Genomic DNA, 18,214 nt, shown 5'->3' on the forward strand with positions numbered 1-18,214 from the left:
TCACTCAAGAATTAAGATCAAACGATCGTTTGATCTAATCAATTGATTTTCTGTAAAAGTATGCGTGGCGTTTTCTACAAAACGACTTTGGGATCATCGCGTGAATGCTCGAGGCAAAAATATTCATCGAAGTGATCGATGGCGTTTTTCCTGTATTTCCAGACATTTATTAGCATTAGTTGATTGCAGTCTTTATTGACTTGATGAGCGACGGGATGGCGCGAATGAGCACATGCGTATGAATATGATTTACGCGTTTTCGCCGCCCCCCGTTTAAGCACCATTCTTTGATCACGTTGGCAGAAGAGAAGAGGCGGGATACACGACTATGAAGATTTCGATTAAAAAACAAACAGTGGCACTGACCTTGAGCATTGCCGCTGCCGCCGGCGCGTGGAGTACGAACAGCTTCGCGTGTTCGGACACACCGGTTTTAGGAAGCATTTGCATTATGGCCACGCCGGCGAGCTTCGGATCGTTTAACCGCACTTATACGCTTGCCGCAGGTCAACAGCTGTTAATCAACCAGAATGCGGCGCTGTATGCATTGATCGGCATTACGTACGGTGGAAATTCGACGAGTTTCAATCTGCCGGATCTGCGCGGGCGTGTCATCGTCGGTGCTGATGGCACAACAACCTACTCCGCTGGTAAAACGGGGGGCCAGGCCAGCGTCACATTGACGACGGCACAACTTCCCGCCCATTTTTTCTCCTTTAGCGCGCCCATCCCTGTCAACAATCTGACAGCAGAAACGAAGCTGAGCGGATTGACCGGGACGGTAGACCTGTCTAATGTCAAAAGCACCGGGAAAGCCAACGCATTGGTCATGAATGTGGTGAGTACGGGAGCCGGCGTGATTTCACCGTCGGGTAGTTATCTCGGGAAAGTCAGTACCGCTTTGACGGCACCCTATTCAACAGGAACACCCGACGCCAAGCTTGCTGCCGGTGCGATCGGAGGAGATCTGGCCGTGAGCGTGGCAAACGGTACCACGGCGCCGGTGACAATGAGCGCAACCGCAACCACTACCATCAGCGGGACAGCAACGGTATCAGGTGTGAGCAATGTGGTAGGCGGCGGTCAAGCCGTGCCGACCATGCCGCCCTACCTCGTGCTCTCTTACTACATCGCCACCAACGGTCTTTATCCATCAAGGGATGACTAATGCGGCATCCGGATACCGTCACTTATTGATGCACGTCGCCGCTTCCGCCTAGTGCCTGACCGGAAGCGGCGCACAGTGTCGGGACGATATCCAATTGTCTATTGACCTTTAGCACCGAGTAAAACCATCTTGCGCTTCGTCGCCATGCTGGCAGGCCTGACTGCCCTTCTATTCTCGATCGGGGCATACGCCGTATCGGGGTCATCCGACGCGACGCTTGCGCGGGGCGACAAAGCCTTGGCGGCAAAACAATACGATGTCGCCTATAAGGAGTACGCCCACCTTGCATCGCATAACGGCCTGGCGCAATTCGATCTGGGTTTGATAGAACGCAATGGCTGGGGGCGCCCCGCGGATCCTGTAAAAGCCTGCAACTGGTTCGAACAAGCTGCTCACAACAAAGTGCCGGCGGCGGAACAGTTTCTCGGTGATTGCTATGCACAAGGCATTGATCGTCCCGTCGACGGCAACGCCGCCGTTCAGTGGTACATGAAGGCCGCTGATGCCGGCGTGTTCTACGCTTTGTGTGACGCCGGCGAACTTTATTTGTCGGGGGACATCGTCCCAAAAGACGCGCAGCAGGGGTTGGCCTTATGTGCCCGAGCCGCGCAATTGGGATCGACGCCCGCCATGCGGCGCGTTGCCGATGCCTATCGGGAGGGCAAGTCCGTACCGCAGAACCTGTCGGCCGCACGCTATTGGTACGGACAGGCAGCGGAGCGGCATGACGTGGAAGCACAGTACCGGCTCGGCGTGATGTTAAGTCAGGGGGACGGCGGCGATGTCAATTTGCCGCAAGCACTTGGTTGGCTTGAAATAGCCGCTTCGGAGGGCTATGCCCCGGCCTATTTGCCCGTTGCCGTGCTCTATGCCAACAGTGCGGTCGACCCCAAGACAGGTGCCTTGCCACCGGATGTCCTTGCAAAGATTTATATGTGGAATAGCGCGGCGCAAGCGACGAACCACAATCCGGAAGAGCGCGCGACGATGGACCGTATCGAGCAGTTGACGCTATCCGTCATGCCCGCACAGTGGCGCCCCGATCTCGATCGTCGGGTCAAGGCTTATCTGGCGCAGCATGGTGAATCACCATCCCATCAATAGGATTGCCATGCGCACGCAAGCGACGACAACCTGCGAGCGTGCGTGGCACGGCTCACCCCTCATTCTCGAAACCGGGCGTCAGTAACGTGCGCGTGAAGCGCCGTGTACCGCGACCATATCGCTTTTAGCTCTCTTCACGAAACCTTTTGTCATCATGCGCCACGCTTCCGTGAACCACATTTACCGCCTGGTGTGGAGTCAGGTTCATCAAACCTGGATCGCCGTGTCAGAAAGAGCGCGGGGGCGTGGCAAGACTGCCAGCCCCAAACTGCTCGGGGCCACGTTGCTCGCTGTCGCGCACACAGCGCTGGGCGCACCCACAGGGGGCGCAATCACTGCCGGTAGCGGAAGCATCAGCCAGTCGGGCACCACCACCACGGTAAACCAGTCCAGCGCGAATCTCTCCGTCAATTGGCAGACGTTCAATACAACGAGTCAGGAGACGGTCAATTTTGTGCAACCTTCGGCGAGCGCGATCGCGGTCAACCGCATCGCGGATACGAATCCGACGCAATTCCTCGGCCATCTGAACGCCAATGGCCAGATCTACCTGATCAATCCCAATGGCATCGTGTTCGGTGCGGGTGCACAGATCAACGTCGGCGGCCTGGTCGCCTCGACACTCGATACCAGCGATACGGGCTTAAGCGGGGCCGCACGTAATTTCACCGGCACGGGCACCGGTAGCATCATCAATCAGGGCAGCATCACGACTGCCAACGGAGGCTTTGTCGCCTTCATCGGCAAGACGGTCAGCAACCAGGGCAATATCGTTGCACCCAGCGGTGCCGTCGGCCTGACTGCAGGTAATGACGTAACGTTGTCGTTCGCCGGAAACAGCATGGTCGGTGTGCAGGTCAACCAAAGCACGCTCGATAGCCTCGCTGAAAACGGCGGATTGATCCAAGCCGATGGCGGTGCGGTCTGGTTGTCCGCCGGGGCGAAAGACGCCGTGCTCGCGAGCGTGGTCAACAATACGGGCATCATCCAGGCCAGAAGCGTCCAGAACGTCAACGGCACGATCGTGCTCGACGCCGGGGGTGCCGGGACCAGCACCAACAGTGGGACGCTTGATGCATCCGGCAAGAACAGTGGCGAAACCGGTGGCACCGTCGACGTTCTAGGCAATACGGTCAACGCGACAGGCACCAGCAGCATCGACGTCTCGGGTGACGCGGGCGGCGGCACGGCACTTGTGGGAGGCAATTTTCATGGCACCGGTACCGAGCACAATGCCACCACGACGAACGTGGACGCCGGCGCGACGATCAACGCCGATGCCCTGACAACGGGCAATGGCGGTAACGTGGCGGTATGGTCGGATAAGACCACGACGTTCAACGGTAGTATCAGCGCGCGCGGTGGCGCGAACGCCGGCGACGGCGGCCAAGTGGAAACATCGGGCGAGACGCTGCATGTCGGCACTGCCGCGGCGGTGAACACTTCGGCGGCGCACGGCAACACCGGCGATTGGCTACTGGACCCGGCTGACATCACGATCGGCAATATAAGCTTCTGGAGCACCCAGGCAGGGGCACCGTCGATTGACGTGGATTCGGTTGCGCTCACCAACGCGCTCAATACCAGCAGCGTCACGATCAAAACCACCCAGTCATCCGTGAGCTGCACAAACGCGACCTGCGGTTCCGGTAGTGGCAGCAATGGCGATATCATCCTGCTGGATGCCATTGGCACGCAGACCGACAGCAACGGGCAGTACGTCAACTGGAACACCGGAAATACCACGTTAACGCTAAGCGCTTATCGCAATATCCATTTCAAGTCGGACAACGCGACCGGTCAAGCGGGCTTTATCGATATCAGCAGCAACGCCCAAGGTAAACTCGTCTTGCAAGCGGACAACGCTGCAACCGGCACTGGAACGATCATTTTCGACCAGGTCAACGCCAATGGGATCGGCTTGGATAATACGCCGGTCTCGGGCGCGGTCAAGATTTACTATACCTCCGCGAACTACACGGCGATCGACTTCACGCCCTACTTGTTCAGCCCCAACAGTGTCGATCTTTCGCCATATGTCACGGGCTATATGAGCGTGAACGTCGGCGCAACGGTCGCGTCCAAGACCTATGACGGCACGACGAGCGCGACGGTATCCGTCTCCGCCCCGTCAACGTTGCCCAGCGGTGTACAAGTCAATAAGGACAGCGCGACCGGCACTTTTTCCAGCGCCAGCGCCGGCACGGGGAAAGCCGTCACACTGAGCAATGTCACGTTCAGCAACAACGACACAACCATCACCGTCAATGGCTACAGCTACTATCTGAATGGGCTGACGAGCCAGACCGGCACGATAACACCGAAAGCTCTGTCCATCTCTGGCCTGACCGCGAACAATAAAACCTACGATGGAACGACCACCGCAACCTTGAGCGGGACCGCCGGTATCGCAAGCGGTGGCATCGTGGGCAGTGATAACGTCACGTTGTCCGGAACGGCCAGCGGCAGTTTCTCGAGCGCCAATGCCGGCCTGCAAACGGTGACGGTAGGTGGCTACTCTCTGCAGGGAACCGCCGCAAGCAACTACACGCTGAGTAGCACGACGTCACTCTCGGCCACAATCGAAAAGGCCACGCTGACCGTCAGTGGAACAAAAACGTATGACGGTACGACATCGGTCAGCGGCAGCGTGCTGACCGCGCAGGGCGTCAACGGCGAGACATTTACGATAACCGGTAGTGGCGATGCTTCAAATCTCGCGAGCAAGAACGTCCAGTCGAACGGTACCCTGGCCACCCTCACCGGACTCTCGTTGGGCACGGGCAGCAGCGGCGCGTTGAGCAGCAACTACACCGCCCTGTCCACGACGAATAGCGCGATCTCGGTAACGCCTAAAACGCTGACGGTGACCGGCATTACCGCTGCCAACAAGGTGTACGACGCCACCGCAAACGCTGTCTTGAACTCAAGCGGCGTCACGCTGTCCGGTCTCGTGGCGGGCGACAGCCTTACGCTTGCCGGAGCCGGTAGCGGCACCTTCGCGGACAAGAACGTTGGCACCAACAAGAGCGTGACGGTGTCTGGCTACACCGCATCCGGCACCGACGCCGGTAATTACACCCTGGTGATGCCGAGCAATGTCACGGCCTCGATCAGTAAGGCAGACCTGACCGTTTCTGGCGTCAGCGCGCAAAACAAAACGTATGACGGCACGACCGGCGCGACGCTGGCCGGGACCGCTGCGGTCTCGGCGCTTGGAAGCGATGTCGTGACGGTCTCCGGCACCGGTACCGGCACCTTCGCAAGCAAGAATGCGGGAACGAACGCCGTGACAGTGAGCGGCTACAGCTTGAGCGGCACCGATGCCGGCAATTACAACCTCGTCTCGCCGACGGGTCTGACTGCCACGATCAATAAGGCGAATCTGGCCTTGTCGGGCATCTCGGCATCGGACAAGACGTACGACGGGACCACGACAGCGACGTTGACAGGATCGGCGGCGGTAAGCGCGATCGGCGCCGACGTCGTGTCCGTGACCGGCACGGGCATCGGTACGTTCGCGACAAAGGATGTTGGGGTCAATAAGACGGTAACGGTGATCGGCTACACGCTCACCGGCGCGGATGCAGGCAATTACAACCTCATCGTGCCCGGCAATCTCACCGCGCAGGTGACCAAGGCGGCGCTGTATATCACGGGCGTAACGGCATCCGACAAGACCTATGACGGCGGCACGAGTGCCAGCTTGACCGGCACGGCGACCGTCGCCGCGATAGGGGCGGATCAAGTATCCGTTACCGGTACTGGCACGGGGACATTCGCCACTAAAGACGCGGGGACAAACAAGAACGTCACGGTGACGGGCTATTCCCTCAGCGGTCAGGACGCAAACAATTACGACGTGGTGCAACCCACTTCGCTGACCGCCACGATCAACAAGGCGGATCTGACCCTGAGCGGCATATCCGCATCCAACAAGACCTACGACGGGACGACGTCCGCCACGCTAAACGGCACGGCGGCGGTTACGGCCTTGCAAGGTGACACCGTCTCGCTAGCCGGCACCGGGATCGGCACGTTCGTCGACAAGAACGCGGGCACCAGCAAGTCCGTCACGGTAAGCGGCTACACGCTGAGTGGCACCGATGCGAATAACTACACCCTTGTCGAACCCACCAATGTCACCGCGTCGATCGCCAAGGCCGACCTGACGCTGGGCGGCGTCTCTGCGTCTAACAAAACGTATGACGGCACGACATCCGCGACCTTGACGGGCACGGCATCAGTCACGGCCTTGCAAGGTGACACCGTGGGCGTAGGCGGCACCGGTGTGGGTACGTTCGCCGACAAAAACGTCGGCACAAGCAAGTCCATCACCCTGAGCGGCTATACGCTAAGCGGCACCGATGCGGGCAATTACAATCTGGTCGAACCGACCAACGTCACCGCGTCGATCTCGAAAGCCGACCTGAGTATTTCCGGGATATCGGCCGCGACTAAGACCTACGATGGCACGACGGCGGCCACGTTGACGGGCGCGGCGACGGTAAGCGCGCTACAAGGCGATACCGTTTCTCTGTCTGGCACCGGCACAGGTGTGTTTGCCGACAAGAACGCAGGGACGAACAAGCAAGTGACCATCAGCGGCTACACGTTGAGCGGCGTGGATGCAGGCAACTACACCCTGGTCGTACCGAGCAACGTGACAGCCTCGATCAACAAAGCCGACTTGTCCATCTCAGGCCTGTCCGCGTCCAGCAAGACGTATGACGGCACGACCACGGCAACGCTGACCGGGATCGCCTCTATCAGCGCCATCGGCAGCGATGTCGTTTCCTTGAACGGCACCGGCGCCGGTGCCTTTGCGGACAAGAATGTCGCCGTGAATAAAGCGGTTAGCGTCTCGGGATACACGCTGAGCGGCGCCGACGCGGCGAACTACCAACTCGTGACCCCCGCCAGTCTCGTCGCAAGCATCACACCCGCAACCCTGACGGTCAGCGGCATCACAGCCAACAACAAGGTCTACGATGGATCGAGCGCGGCAACGACCAATACATCGGGTGCGACCTTGGCTGGACTGATCGGCTCGGATAACGTGACTCTCAATTCGGCAGGCAGCTTCCTCGATGCCAATGTCGGAAATGGCAAGACCGTCAATCTGGTCAATACGATCGCAGGCGACGATGCTCGTAATTATCTGCTGACTGGCGAGACCACGACGTTTGCGAACATCTCGCCACTGCCAGTCGCAACACCGGCACCCGCCGCCACCGCTTCCGCAACGTCCCCTCAAGTCCAGCAGGCGCAGACAGCGGTCACACAGGTGCAATCGGCGATGCAACCACCGCAGGCGGCAACGCAACCGCAATCGCTTACCCTGTCTTCGACGATCGTCGTGCAGCAAACGAATGGTTCAGCGCAAGGCGGCACGGATGAAGCGGGCGCATCGAATGGCGGCGCAAATACGTCATCGCGCGAGAACACGGCATCGCGCTTCATCAATACGAGCGGCAGCTTCGGTTCGCCGGCGCCCACCTTGCAAATTCAAAATGGTGGCATGCGCTTGCCCGCGCTGGTCTCCAGCGCTACGGAATAATGCATCGATATACATTTAGCCGTTCAACACGATAGCGCGCGCCCGCTCGCGGGTGCGCATGCAGCTAACCGCACGCCAGCACATGCACTTGATGACCCGTTTTTCTTTTTCCATGCGAAAGGCCGTGATTGCGGCACTCGCACTTGCTTCGTTCGATACGCGTGCGGATACCCTGCCCGGTCCCGTCGCCGCGCCCGATTCCGGGGCGTTTCTTCAACAGCTGCAACCCCAGGTTCCACCCGCCCCCGCGGCGAATCGACCCACGTTGCAAGTAGAACCGAACAGCACCGCCAATCCGCCTGCCTCGCAACCCATTGCCGTCAAGCTGATCCGTATTACGGGCAACACCGCATTTTCGACCGACACCCTCCACGCCATTGTGGCCGACCAGGAAGGGCAAAGTCTGACGTTACCGCAGTTAGACGCAGTCGCGGGACGGATCACCGCTTTCTATCAGCAGCGCGGCTATGCTCTCGCGCGCGCGATCATTCCCCCGCAGTCGATAACGGATGGCGTGGTGCACATCCAGGTGCTCGAAGCGCGCTACGGAGAGATTCACCTGCAGAACAGCAGCAAGGTCAACAGTCGCCTCATCAATGCCACGCTCTCACGATTGCATTCGGGCGACCCGATCGCGGATGCGCCGATGAATCGCACGCTTCTCTTGCTATCCGATATTCCGGGGGTAGGCGTCCACGCACTGCTCAAGCCAGGAAGCGCGGTTGGAAGCGCGGATCTCGACGTCGACACCACGACCACGCCCATGACTTTCGCGAACGTGTCGCTCGATAACTACGGCAACCGTTATGTAGGTCGGGCGCGTTTGTCGGGGAACGTCAATATCGTCAATCCACTGCATCATGGTGACATTCTCAGCGCAAACGTCGTCACGACGGGCAGTGAGATGAACTACGGCCGCCTCGCCTACGATACGCTACTCAATGGTCTTGGAACACGCTTCGGCGGCAGCTATTCCTATCTGCGCTACAAGCTCGGCGATAACGCCAAGGCGCTCGATGCACATGGCACGGCGATGGTCGCGAGCCTGTGGGCCAAGCAACCGTTGCTGCGAAGCCGGGAAGCGAACATCTATGCCCAGTTGGAATTTGACGAAAAGCGGCTGCGCGACCGGATCGACGTCAGTGATCTGCGCACGGATCGTCACCTTGGAAACTGGGTGTTGAGCTTGAATGGCGATACGCGAGATACGCTATTCGTGGGGGGCATCAATGCCTGGAGCATTGCGTGGACGAATGGACGAAACACCTTCGACGACGACGCCGCCCGCGCATCCGATGCATCCACGGCACGCACCACGGGTGGCTATTCGAAATGGAATCTCAACTTTTCGCGCCTGCAGGGTCTGACGTCTCGCGACTCGCTGTATGTCAACGTCGCGATGCAATGGGCCGACACCAATCTCGATTCGGCCGAGAAGATGTCCGTGGGCGGTCCCTACTCCGTTCGCGCCTATGATATCGGCGCCATTTCAGGCGACACAGGCTATCTCGCGACCGTGGAATTAAGGCATGACCTTGGCGGATGGATTTCAGGGCAATGGCAAGTCCTGGCATTTGTCGACAACGCCTTTGTCAAGGTCAACCGTCATCCCTGGAGCAATGGCATCAACAGTGCCACCCTCACGGGCACCGGCGTGGGTTTGAACTGGACGGGTCCGGCACTGTGGCGCGCCACCCTGTCTCTCGCCAAGCGCGTTGGCAATACGTCCACGCTCGTATCATCGCCAGCATCCGTAAGGGCCTGGCTCATGGTCAGTAAAGCCTTTTGAGATGCGATTCACTCGCTCGAGACGACTAATAACCATTCGCGATATCGTTTTTGGGAAATGTCATAAAGCTTGAGATTTCCACGGTTAAGATGCGCATTGGCACTGCTTTGCAAGGCCAATATCGATCGCCCTACGTGATCTTGGTATCACCACGCCTTGAGTCGAGATGCCGCCATTTGAACAAACGCCTGTCACGGTTTGCTTGCTCGATAGCGGCTTGCTCCATGGCAGCGATCTGGTTCGACACGTTGTCGCGGGAGTCGATCTGACACGGGACGTCCCGTCCGATGACTGGGCGTCAAGCACCAATGCACACGGATCGCACGTGGCGGAAACGGTGTTGACAGAATGCCCGGAAGCACGGCTGGCAGTGGTGCGTATCATTGACAATAACGGTTGGCTAGGCACGCAGGAAAGGATCAATGCGGGTTTTGCCTGGGTCCTTGAACGGCTGGATCAGTTCGGACCCGTCGTGGTATGCGCCGCATTCGGAGACCTATTTCATCACCGTAGCGATGCAAGCTTACGGGACACGCCTCTGTGTCGCACGATTCAATCGCTACGGGACGCAGACGTGCTGACCGTCACGGCAGCAGGAAACATGTATCCGCGTTTCCGCCGCGCACAACCACAAGGCATGGCCTGGCCGGCAATTCTGCGCGAAACCATCAGCGTTGGCGCATTGTCCATCGCGCAGACAACAAACAGCCTGACGTTCGACCCGTTCAGTCAGCGCTTGCACGCGTCTTGTGGCACGGACTGCGCCACGACGCTTTTTGCATTGCCGGGCCCACCTGGGGATTCGAGCGGCGCCGCCGCGCGCGTTGCCGGCCGTCTTGCTTATCTCCTGCAGACGAGCGCCGATAAGACCGACGCCGTTCGCTCGGACGTCTTACTCGCCACCCTGTTGGGCGAAACGCGACGGCTGCAAGACAGCTTGACCGGGCTTACGTGGCCTGCATTATGAACAAACGTTTTAAAGCGATGTGAGGCATCTCCAATAAAACGTCCTCTAGCGAAACTTCTTTTTATTCTTAGTTTACCAAAATAAAATCAGAAGACCTTACCACTACCAAAGCACATCCGGGGAAAACGATGACCGACGCGCTGAAATTTGAAAGAGTCGAAGACACGACCAATAATATTCTGAAAGATTTTGATATCGTCGCGTCGTTAACGATCAAAAGCATCAACGCGCAACTGAAAAATGCATGGAAACAATGGCATCACCGAACCGATGATGTAGCCGATGTCACGCGACATCTCATCAAGGAAAACGAGGATGGTGATCCTGACCTTGATATTCGCTACACCCTGGACATGCGGCTAGGCGCGCCCGCGATTGCCGTCGATCCCAAAAGTGTATCGCCCCACGAGGTGTTGGTCACATTCGACATAGCGCAAGGCAAGGTTACAAAAGCGGTCGGCAAGCGCACTGCGTGTCTGGACCTCTCACGCCAAGCGTTCACGTTGAAGGCCGCGCTGGTACAAAACCACGTCACGCCAGAAGCACTGTACAAAATCGATGCCAAGACTGCTGCGAAAGTCGCCGCCCTTAGCGGCGCGCAAGGTAGCGGTGCTTTCACGATCGAATGTCTGTTTCTCAACCTCAGCAACATCAATGTGGTAACGGGCTTCGAGATGCCCACGCTGACGACGAATGAGCGCGCGCAACGGTTATCCCATGCAGGGTATGCGGAAAAGTTCCTGGCACGACCCGATAATCTGACCGCACTTGGCAAAGAACTCCAGGATCAATTCGCGCTTTTCATGCGGGACTTCTTCGCGGAAAGCGAGACGCCGGACGGCGAGCAATCACCTCGGTTTCTTTTGAATACGACAATGCGACCGCGGGCGCCCCGCGCCGAACCCAGTCTTGTCATCAACGATACCCGCTTTAAAGTCACTCCCGCTTTGGTAGGCGGCGCTTCCGCCGGGCCTGCTTCGTTGGACTACCTCTGTACGGTGGTTGACGGGCAGGCGATGCCAGCGGACGGAGTGCCATTGGCAAAGGCGCTCGGCGGCATGGCAAGCTGGCTCACGCCATCGCGCGTTGATGCATCAGAGGCCAGCGTAGCGGGCATGATGGTATTGCGCGGTGGACAGGTGGCCAGACTCGTCTCCGACATCTTCCAGCGCGTGTTGCCGACCTTACACGAAAGTATGGAGAAAGCGAACGCGGATGCCGAGCGCGCACTGGGCCGCAAGGTTCTGCACCCGGAGACCGAATACCCCTATCCCGAATATCAGTTACTAGCGACAGAGACCATCTCACTCGATGCCAATACCAATCAGATAAGCATCAGATCGCGCGACGCTCAAAATACATATCGATGGAAAGGCGAGGAGGATGGAAACGAAGTCGACTTCGTACTGAAGAAGCAGTTGTCGCTGACCCTTTCGCCGGTGCGACACGAAGGTTACCGCGTCGACGGTCTATACCAGATCGACCTGAATCGCACACGTAGTGTTCTATTTGGCGCCACCGAGGCCTCAGCGACAAACCGCGTCCCCATTTCCGGTCAGATCATATTCGAAGCCAATACCAGTGTTACGAAGGGTTGCACCATCCAGCCCAGGATCGCGCTGACGATTGGCGACCCCGTTCTCTCATCGAGCGCGTCCAGCAGTAACTTCCTGGTTGGCGTCTTTAACCATGAAGCCTGGGACCAATCGCAAGCCACCGGTTTCTCGAAGGACATCGGCAACGCGATCAAGCGAATGCTGGAAGAGGTTTTCAAGAAGCTCGATTTGCATCTGAAAGATTTCGCCATTATTCCTCCCGGCGACGAGGCGTTCGGCTTCGGTCGGCCACGGATGGGTCTTCAGGGTGATCTTTATCTGGATCTGACCTACCGCCAGTCGCTTCGCGTAGACGACGTTCCCGCGTCGGCCGTTCCGCGCGCCAATGCCAAGCAGGCTACGTCACGCCGCGCAGCAGAGGCCTTCACCTATGATGCGTCCCACTCGGCGATCGCTACTGCGTTGCATCATTCACCCGCCTCGGCCGACGCAAAGGGGCATTCCGCCGCTAACGAAAACAGCGCCAAACGCTTTTCAACAAAAGACATCGACGGAAAGCCCGTTTCCTTCACGGTAGACAGCCAACTGCTCGACTACCTCGAACCTGCCCGCACCTTCGGTGCCGCCGATTTGTTGGAAGCCAATACATCGAGCCACTATCAACCGACCATCATCGCAATCCCTGATCATCGTCCTTCCACGCTCGCGCCGATGCTCCTCACCACCGGGAGTCAGCAGAAACTGCAACTGGTGCGCCGCGTCGGTAACGGCTTGTCGGATTTACCGGCTAATTTCGAGACAGTCGATTTATCAGCGGGATTCGCCGATATCGCCACCGGCAAGGTCCGCGCGTTCGCGGCGGCCTGGACGGCAGACGACAAGGTGACGCTGGCCGTTGCCGTGGACGCACCGTCGCCTTCCAACGACGCCGACAATGGGCCCAGCCAGATACTGATCGCTTACGACGTGAGCACCGCGGCAAACGATTGGTCGACATTACCGTGGATCAATTATGGCGCGCGCGGCGCGATCCGAATCGACGCCATGCGCGTGCTTCGAGAAGCGGACGGCACGTGGATGACACTGATGTCGGGCAGTGCCGGCGTGCTCGCCAACGCCTATGTATTGCGCCAAGACCGTGCGGCATCATTTCAATCCGACGGCATGGTCTACAGTACGCCAATCGACTTCCCGGACATCGTGGATTTCCAAGTGGGCGCGGTGAACGGTGCACCCACCCTCCATGTACTCGGGACAAATCACGCCGGCGAGCGGGTTGTGGTAAGCCGGGAGATTCCTTCACTGGACCAGGACGGCATCCCCGTCCCTACGCCATTCGTGACATTGCACAGTCCGGCCGATGCGAATGTGCTGGCGACGGGACCGGATCGTCCTCAGCACGGTGCCGACCTCTTTATCGGTGGGAAAGGCGTCAAGCGTCTGCGCGCCGGGGAATTTGCAAGGCAGGAAGAGGCGGTGTATGAAGAGGTGATGGCACAAACCGCTACAAGCGGAATCGAACGCCTGGTAGTCGCGGAAGCAGTCGATGGCGCCATGACGGTATGGGCACTCGATAACGATGGCCGCTTGTTGATGAGCAATTGTCCAGCACCGGCGTCCGGCCACCCAGAAACAGGGCGCTGGAGCGCGCCGATTACGTTACGCCGCGGCGTACACGAAATCGCCGCCGTGCCGGGCGATACCTTTTTGAGTGCTTCGGTGCTCGTCATTTACGACAAGGGGCATGCCAGTTCCTTGGTGCGCGATGCGCAGGGCATCTGGCAGGATGAACCCATCACCGTGGCCGATGCGGGTGCGGCAACTCGGCTACTGACGTTTCAAACCGTCGTCTCCCTGGAAAATGCGAAAGGCAATCCGGCATCAGGATGCGTCCAATTGGCGGCCTCGGTGCCGACGACGGTCGTGCTGAATGGGCACAGTCACTTTATCTACCCAGGCAGCGATGCCGTCATCGATATACCGTATGACGGAAAGATCACGATCAGCAATCGTGCACTATCGTTTAGTCCGGCAACCTATCGGCTCAAGGTCGACAACTGGTCCGAAGCGATCGACATCAATCCAGCGGCGCGTCTCTATCAACGATTCGATACCCTCACGGCCGATGAACTCCGGAACGCGAAGCGGGCCGACGGTCAGCCGCTTCTTGATGAAGCGACGCGCGCAACTGGGAAGTCCGGTACCTTGGACGCACTGGTGAAATCACTGAAACAGGCAGCGACCCTTGTGCGCAGCAAGCCGGGGGGTAGCAACGGTGTCTGGTGCGTGCCGGTGAACAGCTATGCTTCCTCGGCGGTCCTGGCGGATACGCTCCCTGATGATTACAGTTGGGGACTGGCCTCTGACGGTAACGGTGATCTCCAAGCGATGGACCATCAAGATGCCGCGATACTTGGCGCGGCGGCACACATGTCGTCCGGCGAGATCGCGTTACTGGACCGTGAATGGTCCTTATCGGACGTCTGGGAGTCGATCGCGAGCGCGGCCGGACAAGCGGTCCGCTTCGTCATACGCAAGGTAGCCGACGTCGTCGAATTCGTCTGCGAGATCGCGGGCAAGGTTGGCCGTTTCATCCTGAGCACACTCGAGGAGATCGGCTCGTTTTTCAAATGGTTATGGAGCACGATCAAGACCGCTGCCGAAGATGTATGGAATTTCTTGAAGTTCCTATTCAGTTGGGATGACATCGTCGCCGTGCGGGACAGCATGAAACGCCATGCCGAAGATCAACTGGCCTATCTGAAAACCAATGTACTAAAACTGAAACCAATCGTTGCCAGTCTGTTCGACAGCGCAATTGCAAAGGTACAGGAAACAAATCGGAATTATGGATTCCCGCAGTCAAATCCACCCGTGGCGGATACAGCGATAGAGGATGCTTGCAAGGGCGGCAGTGACAATAAAGACGGCACGGTCAACAGCGGGCCTGGATCATGGATCATGGAGCAGTTCAACAATCTGGCGAATGGACTGATTCGTATCGATATGGACGAGACAGGTGACGTGGGCGGCACCTTGCTTCGTTCCTTCCACGACGGGTTGAATGCTTTATCGAACGTCTCGAGCAACATTGCCGCCGCCGTCAAGACCATCTTTCCAGACGGCCGTCCGTCAATCGGCGACATTAGCTTGGAGACGTTAAAGCGCCTGGTGATGGCGGTAGGACTCAACATTGCGGAAGGTGCATTGCAATTTGGCAAAGCCTTGTCTTTTACGTTGATCGAGGGGTTGGCCGCGTTGATAGATGCGTTCAAGGCCCTCATGTTCGCCCGCATCAGTTCGCCTTTGCTTGAGAAACTGTGGGAACTTATTGCTGGCGAGAAAGTCGATCTGTCTTTCTCGATCATCGACTTCGTACTGCTTCCGCCTGCCTTGCTCACAACGCTTGCTTTCAAGCTCGCCTACCCTAAGGAAGATCTACAAGCGGTGGCGGCGGTCAAGTTGCCGGTAGGAGACGCCGTTGCGGTGCAGTCCAGCAAGACATTCTCAATGGCCAGCATGCTCATCTCGGTCGGCACGACATTTTTGAGCTTCACACTGTTGAGCATCAGCGCCATTGCAGCGACCGATCCCGCACCGCAGCTCTCCCTGGAGAGTGACTGGAAGAAGAAGGCAGGGTGGACGCTTGGCTTCTTGTCGCACCTCTTTTCCGGTGGCAATATCGTGGCGTCATTGGTGAACAGTACGAAGGCGGCATGGGCAGGCATCTTGGAAGGGGTAGGTTGGTTGATGAGCCTGCTGCACCAAGGCGTGAAATACGTCATCGCCATACCTCCCGCACTGGGAGAAATCGGCAACATGCTCTTTCAGGCTTTACGCAAGGGCATCGTCCTTTTCGAACTTGTCGTGACAGGTGTCGGATGCCTGCTCAAGACCATCGCGATGGCGATCGACGATAAGAAACGTTACGATCCTTTATATATAGCGCAGTTCTACTGCAATACGGGGTCCAAGATGTTGAGTTGCTTTGCGCTGTTGGCACCGGAATTGAACACAAAGCTCTTCCTTTGCGGGGGCGCTTTCGTTGCCGCCAGTGCAGGCTTACTATCTGGACTGTTCAACCAGCTCCTTTGAGCTCAAGCATCCGCCCCTGCACGGAGCTTACCCATCGGACCCGACGCATTTATTCGTCGAACATCCGTACGGTATTGCGTCCTTCCGCCTTGGCCTGATAGAGCGCTTTGTCAGCGGCGAAAATCAATGCACTGGCGGGTGTGGGTCGGTCGCCGCGCTTTTCGCTCAACGACATGATGGCCACACCGATGCTGATCGTCACAATGTCAAACGGTGACGCATCGTGGGGCATGGCCTGATCGGCGACCGCCTGCCGCGACCTTTCCGCGATTGCCATTACCTGGTGACGTTCCACACCTGCGACCAATATGGCAATCTCTTCGCCTCCGTACCGCGCAATCACATCGTCACCACGGGTATTTGCCGCTTTAATCGTCTCGGCCACTTTCCGCAAGCAATCATCGCCACCCAGGTGGCCATACCTATCGTTATATTGCTTGAAGTAGTCGATGTCACACAGGATCAATGCGACCCGCCTTCCCTCACGTGGCGCTCGTGCCCAAGCACTTTCGAGCGCCAGGTCGAACTGGCGCCGGTTCGCCAGACCCGTCAGGCCGTCCTGCATTGCCAATCGTTCCAATCGACGATTCATGATTTCCAAGGCATCGTGCGCTTGCACAAGCCGCTCTTCTGCTTTGGCATCGTCGAGTATTTTTCGAATCAACCGCCAGCCGAGTGTCGACAACAGCACAATGAAAAGCGCGTCTGACAACAGATGCACCACGGTGCTCTTTCGCCAATCAGCAAGAATCTCTTCTTTCGAAAGCGCCGCCGAGACAAACAACGGATAGTTGTCGACCTTGCGGAATGTATTCAGACGCTCGACACCATCCTGCGCCGACAAGACGAAGCGGGTACCTTGCGGCGCGAGTTTCTGATACAGCGAATACAGCTCGGTATGCTGGACATTCTTGCCGATGAAGCGCGCCTCATAAGGTCGGCGTACCATCAGATAGCCATCGGTGGAAATCAAGGCAACCGCACCGTCATTGCGGATTTCCAATGACTCGTAAAACTCCGCGAAGTAATCGACACTCAGCGTTGCAAGTGCGACGCCGGCAAATCGACCATCCGGCGTACTCAACCGCCGCGATACCGGAATGATCCAGCGCCCGCTCGAACGACTGATGACGGGCTTGCCAATCGTGACACCAAGGTCCGTATGATCACGGTGATAGAGAAAATAGTCACGATCCGCGTTATTCGCTTCCTGGCCTGGCGCCGGTGGCTGCGAATACGCCAACCACCGGCCACTTTCATCGTAGACAAAAAGACCATCGAGCTGAGGTAATTCGGCCTTGCGCAACGTCATGACCCTGTGCAATCTCGCCAACGCATCAGGGCCCGTTCCATCCTGCTCAATACGCTCGACCAAACCAACCAGCACGACATCGGCCCCATCCACGGCGTTCTGAGCATGTGCTTCCATCGCGCGTGCCAGATTACGGGTGGCGTCGTCCATCTCGCGCAACTGCTCCGTCCGTTCGCTAAAACTCCTCCACGAATCAAAGCCAACGAGTGCCACACATGACAGCGAAATCAACAAAATGGCCCGAATGATCACTGGCGCGGAACGGTGGGTCATGACGGCCCGACTCCAAATACATATTTAAGACAAAACTTGCCCGACACGGGAACGAAAACAGGCGCCAGGTGACGCGAATAGATGCTTACATTCATTACACGGAGGAAGGCCTGACTCGTCAAGTCACCGTGAACATCGAAGGGATTGAAACGCGGCAACGTGTGTGAACCGCACAACGCATCAGGCGGGCCCGAGCCATGCGCCGAAGCCAGGAATAACAGGCGCCGGAATGGAAAACACGCGGTCGAACCGGGCATCGTGTATTGCTGGCAACCTCATTCGGAACCGTATTCCGCACCGAAATTTAGCACATGAATTAATTCAACATGTTTCAAATAATCTAAATGGAAATTCAATAATTAAATTTTTTTAAATTCAATTCTGCAATGT

7 protein-coding genes are annotated in these 18,214 nt (G+C 57.7%); 6 read left to right on the forward strand and 1 reads right to left on the reverse strand.

The features are described from left to right. Nucleotides 1–328: 328 nt before the first annotated feature. The 6 genes from SJQ66_RS26350 to SJQ66_RS26375 all read left to right on the forward strand — a co-directional run bounded on the left by SJQ66_RS26350 (nucleotide 329) and on the right by SJQ66_RS26375 (nucleotide 16,239). A complete protein-coding gene (locus SJQ66_RS26350; RefSeq protein ID WP_320534741.1) occupies nucleotides 329–1,168 on the forward strand; it encodes a phage tail protein in 840 nt (279 codons plus the stop codon). Nucleotides 1,169–1,297: 129 nt separating this feature from the next. Next, nucleotides 1,298–2,272 (forward strand): tetratricopeptide repeat protein, encoded by a 975-nt coding sequence (locus SJQ66_RS26355; RefSeq protein ID WP_236693559.1) that lies wholly within the window; start codon nucleotides 1,298–1,300, stop codon nucleotides 2,270–2,272. 154 nt (nucleotides 2,273–2,426) lie between these two features. Beyond that, nucleotides 2,427–7,832, forward strand: a complete 5,406-nt coding sequence (locus tag SJQ66_RS26360; RefSeq protein ID WP_320534742.1) for a YDG domain-containing protein — start codon at nucleotides 2,427–2,429, stop codon at nucleotides 7,830–7,832. A 91-nt stretch (nucleotides 7,833–7,923) separates the two neighbouring features. Continuing rightward, the gene (locus tag SJQ66_RS26365) at nucleotides 7,924–9,621 is read left to right on the forward strand and encodes a ShlB/FhaC/HecB family hemolysin secretion/activation protein (protein ID WP_253463893.1); all 1,698 of its coding nucleotides are present in this window, start codon (nucleotides 7,924–7,926) and stop codon (nucleotides 9,619–9,621) included. Between the two features lie 166 nt (nucleotides 9,622–9,787). Beyond that, nucleotides 9,788–10,588 carry a S8 family serine peptidase gene (locus SJQ66_RS26370; RefSeq protein ID WP_046153418.1) on the forward strand — a complete coding sequence of 267 codons (801 nt, stop codon included), beginning with the start codon at nucleotides 9,788–9,790 and terminating at the stop codon, nucleotides 10,586–10,588. 128 nt (nucleotides 10,589–10,716) lie between these two features. After that, nucleotides 10,717–16,239 (forward strand): hypothetical protein, encoded by a 5,523-nt coding sequence (locus tag SJQ66_RS26375; RefSeq protein ID WP_320534743.1) that lies wholly within the window; start codon nucleotides 10,717–10,719, stop codon nucleotides 16,237–16,239. Nucleotides 16,240–16,288: 49 nt separating this feature from the next. Here the strand turns inward: SJQ66_RS26375 and SJQ66_RS26380 are convergent, their stop codons facing one another. Next, a complete protein-coding gene (locus SJQ66_RS26380) occupies nucleotides 16,289–17,824 on the reverse strand; it encodes a sensor domain-containing diguanylate cyclase (protein ID WP_320534744.1) in 1,536 nt (511 codons plus the stop codon). Between the last annotated feature and the right edge of the window lie 390 nt (nucleotides 17,825–18,214).

The organism is Robbsia andropogonis (genome assembly GCF_034047095.1).
Taxonomy (GTDB): domain Bacteria; phylum Pseudomonadota; class Gammaproteobacteria; order Burkholderiales; family Burkholderiaceae; genus Robbsia; species Robbsia andropogonis.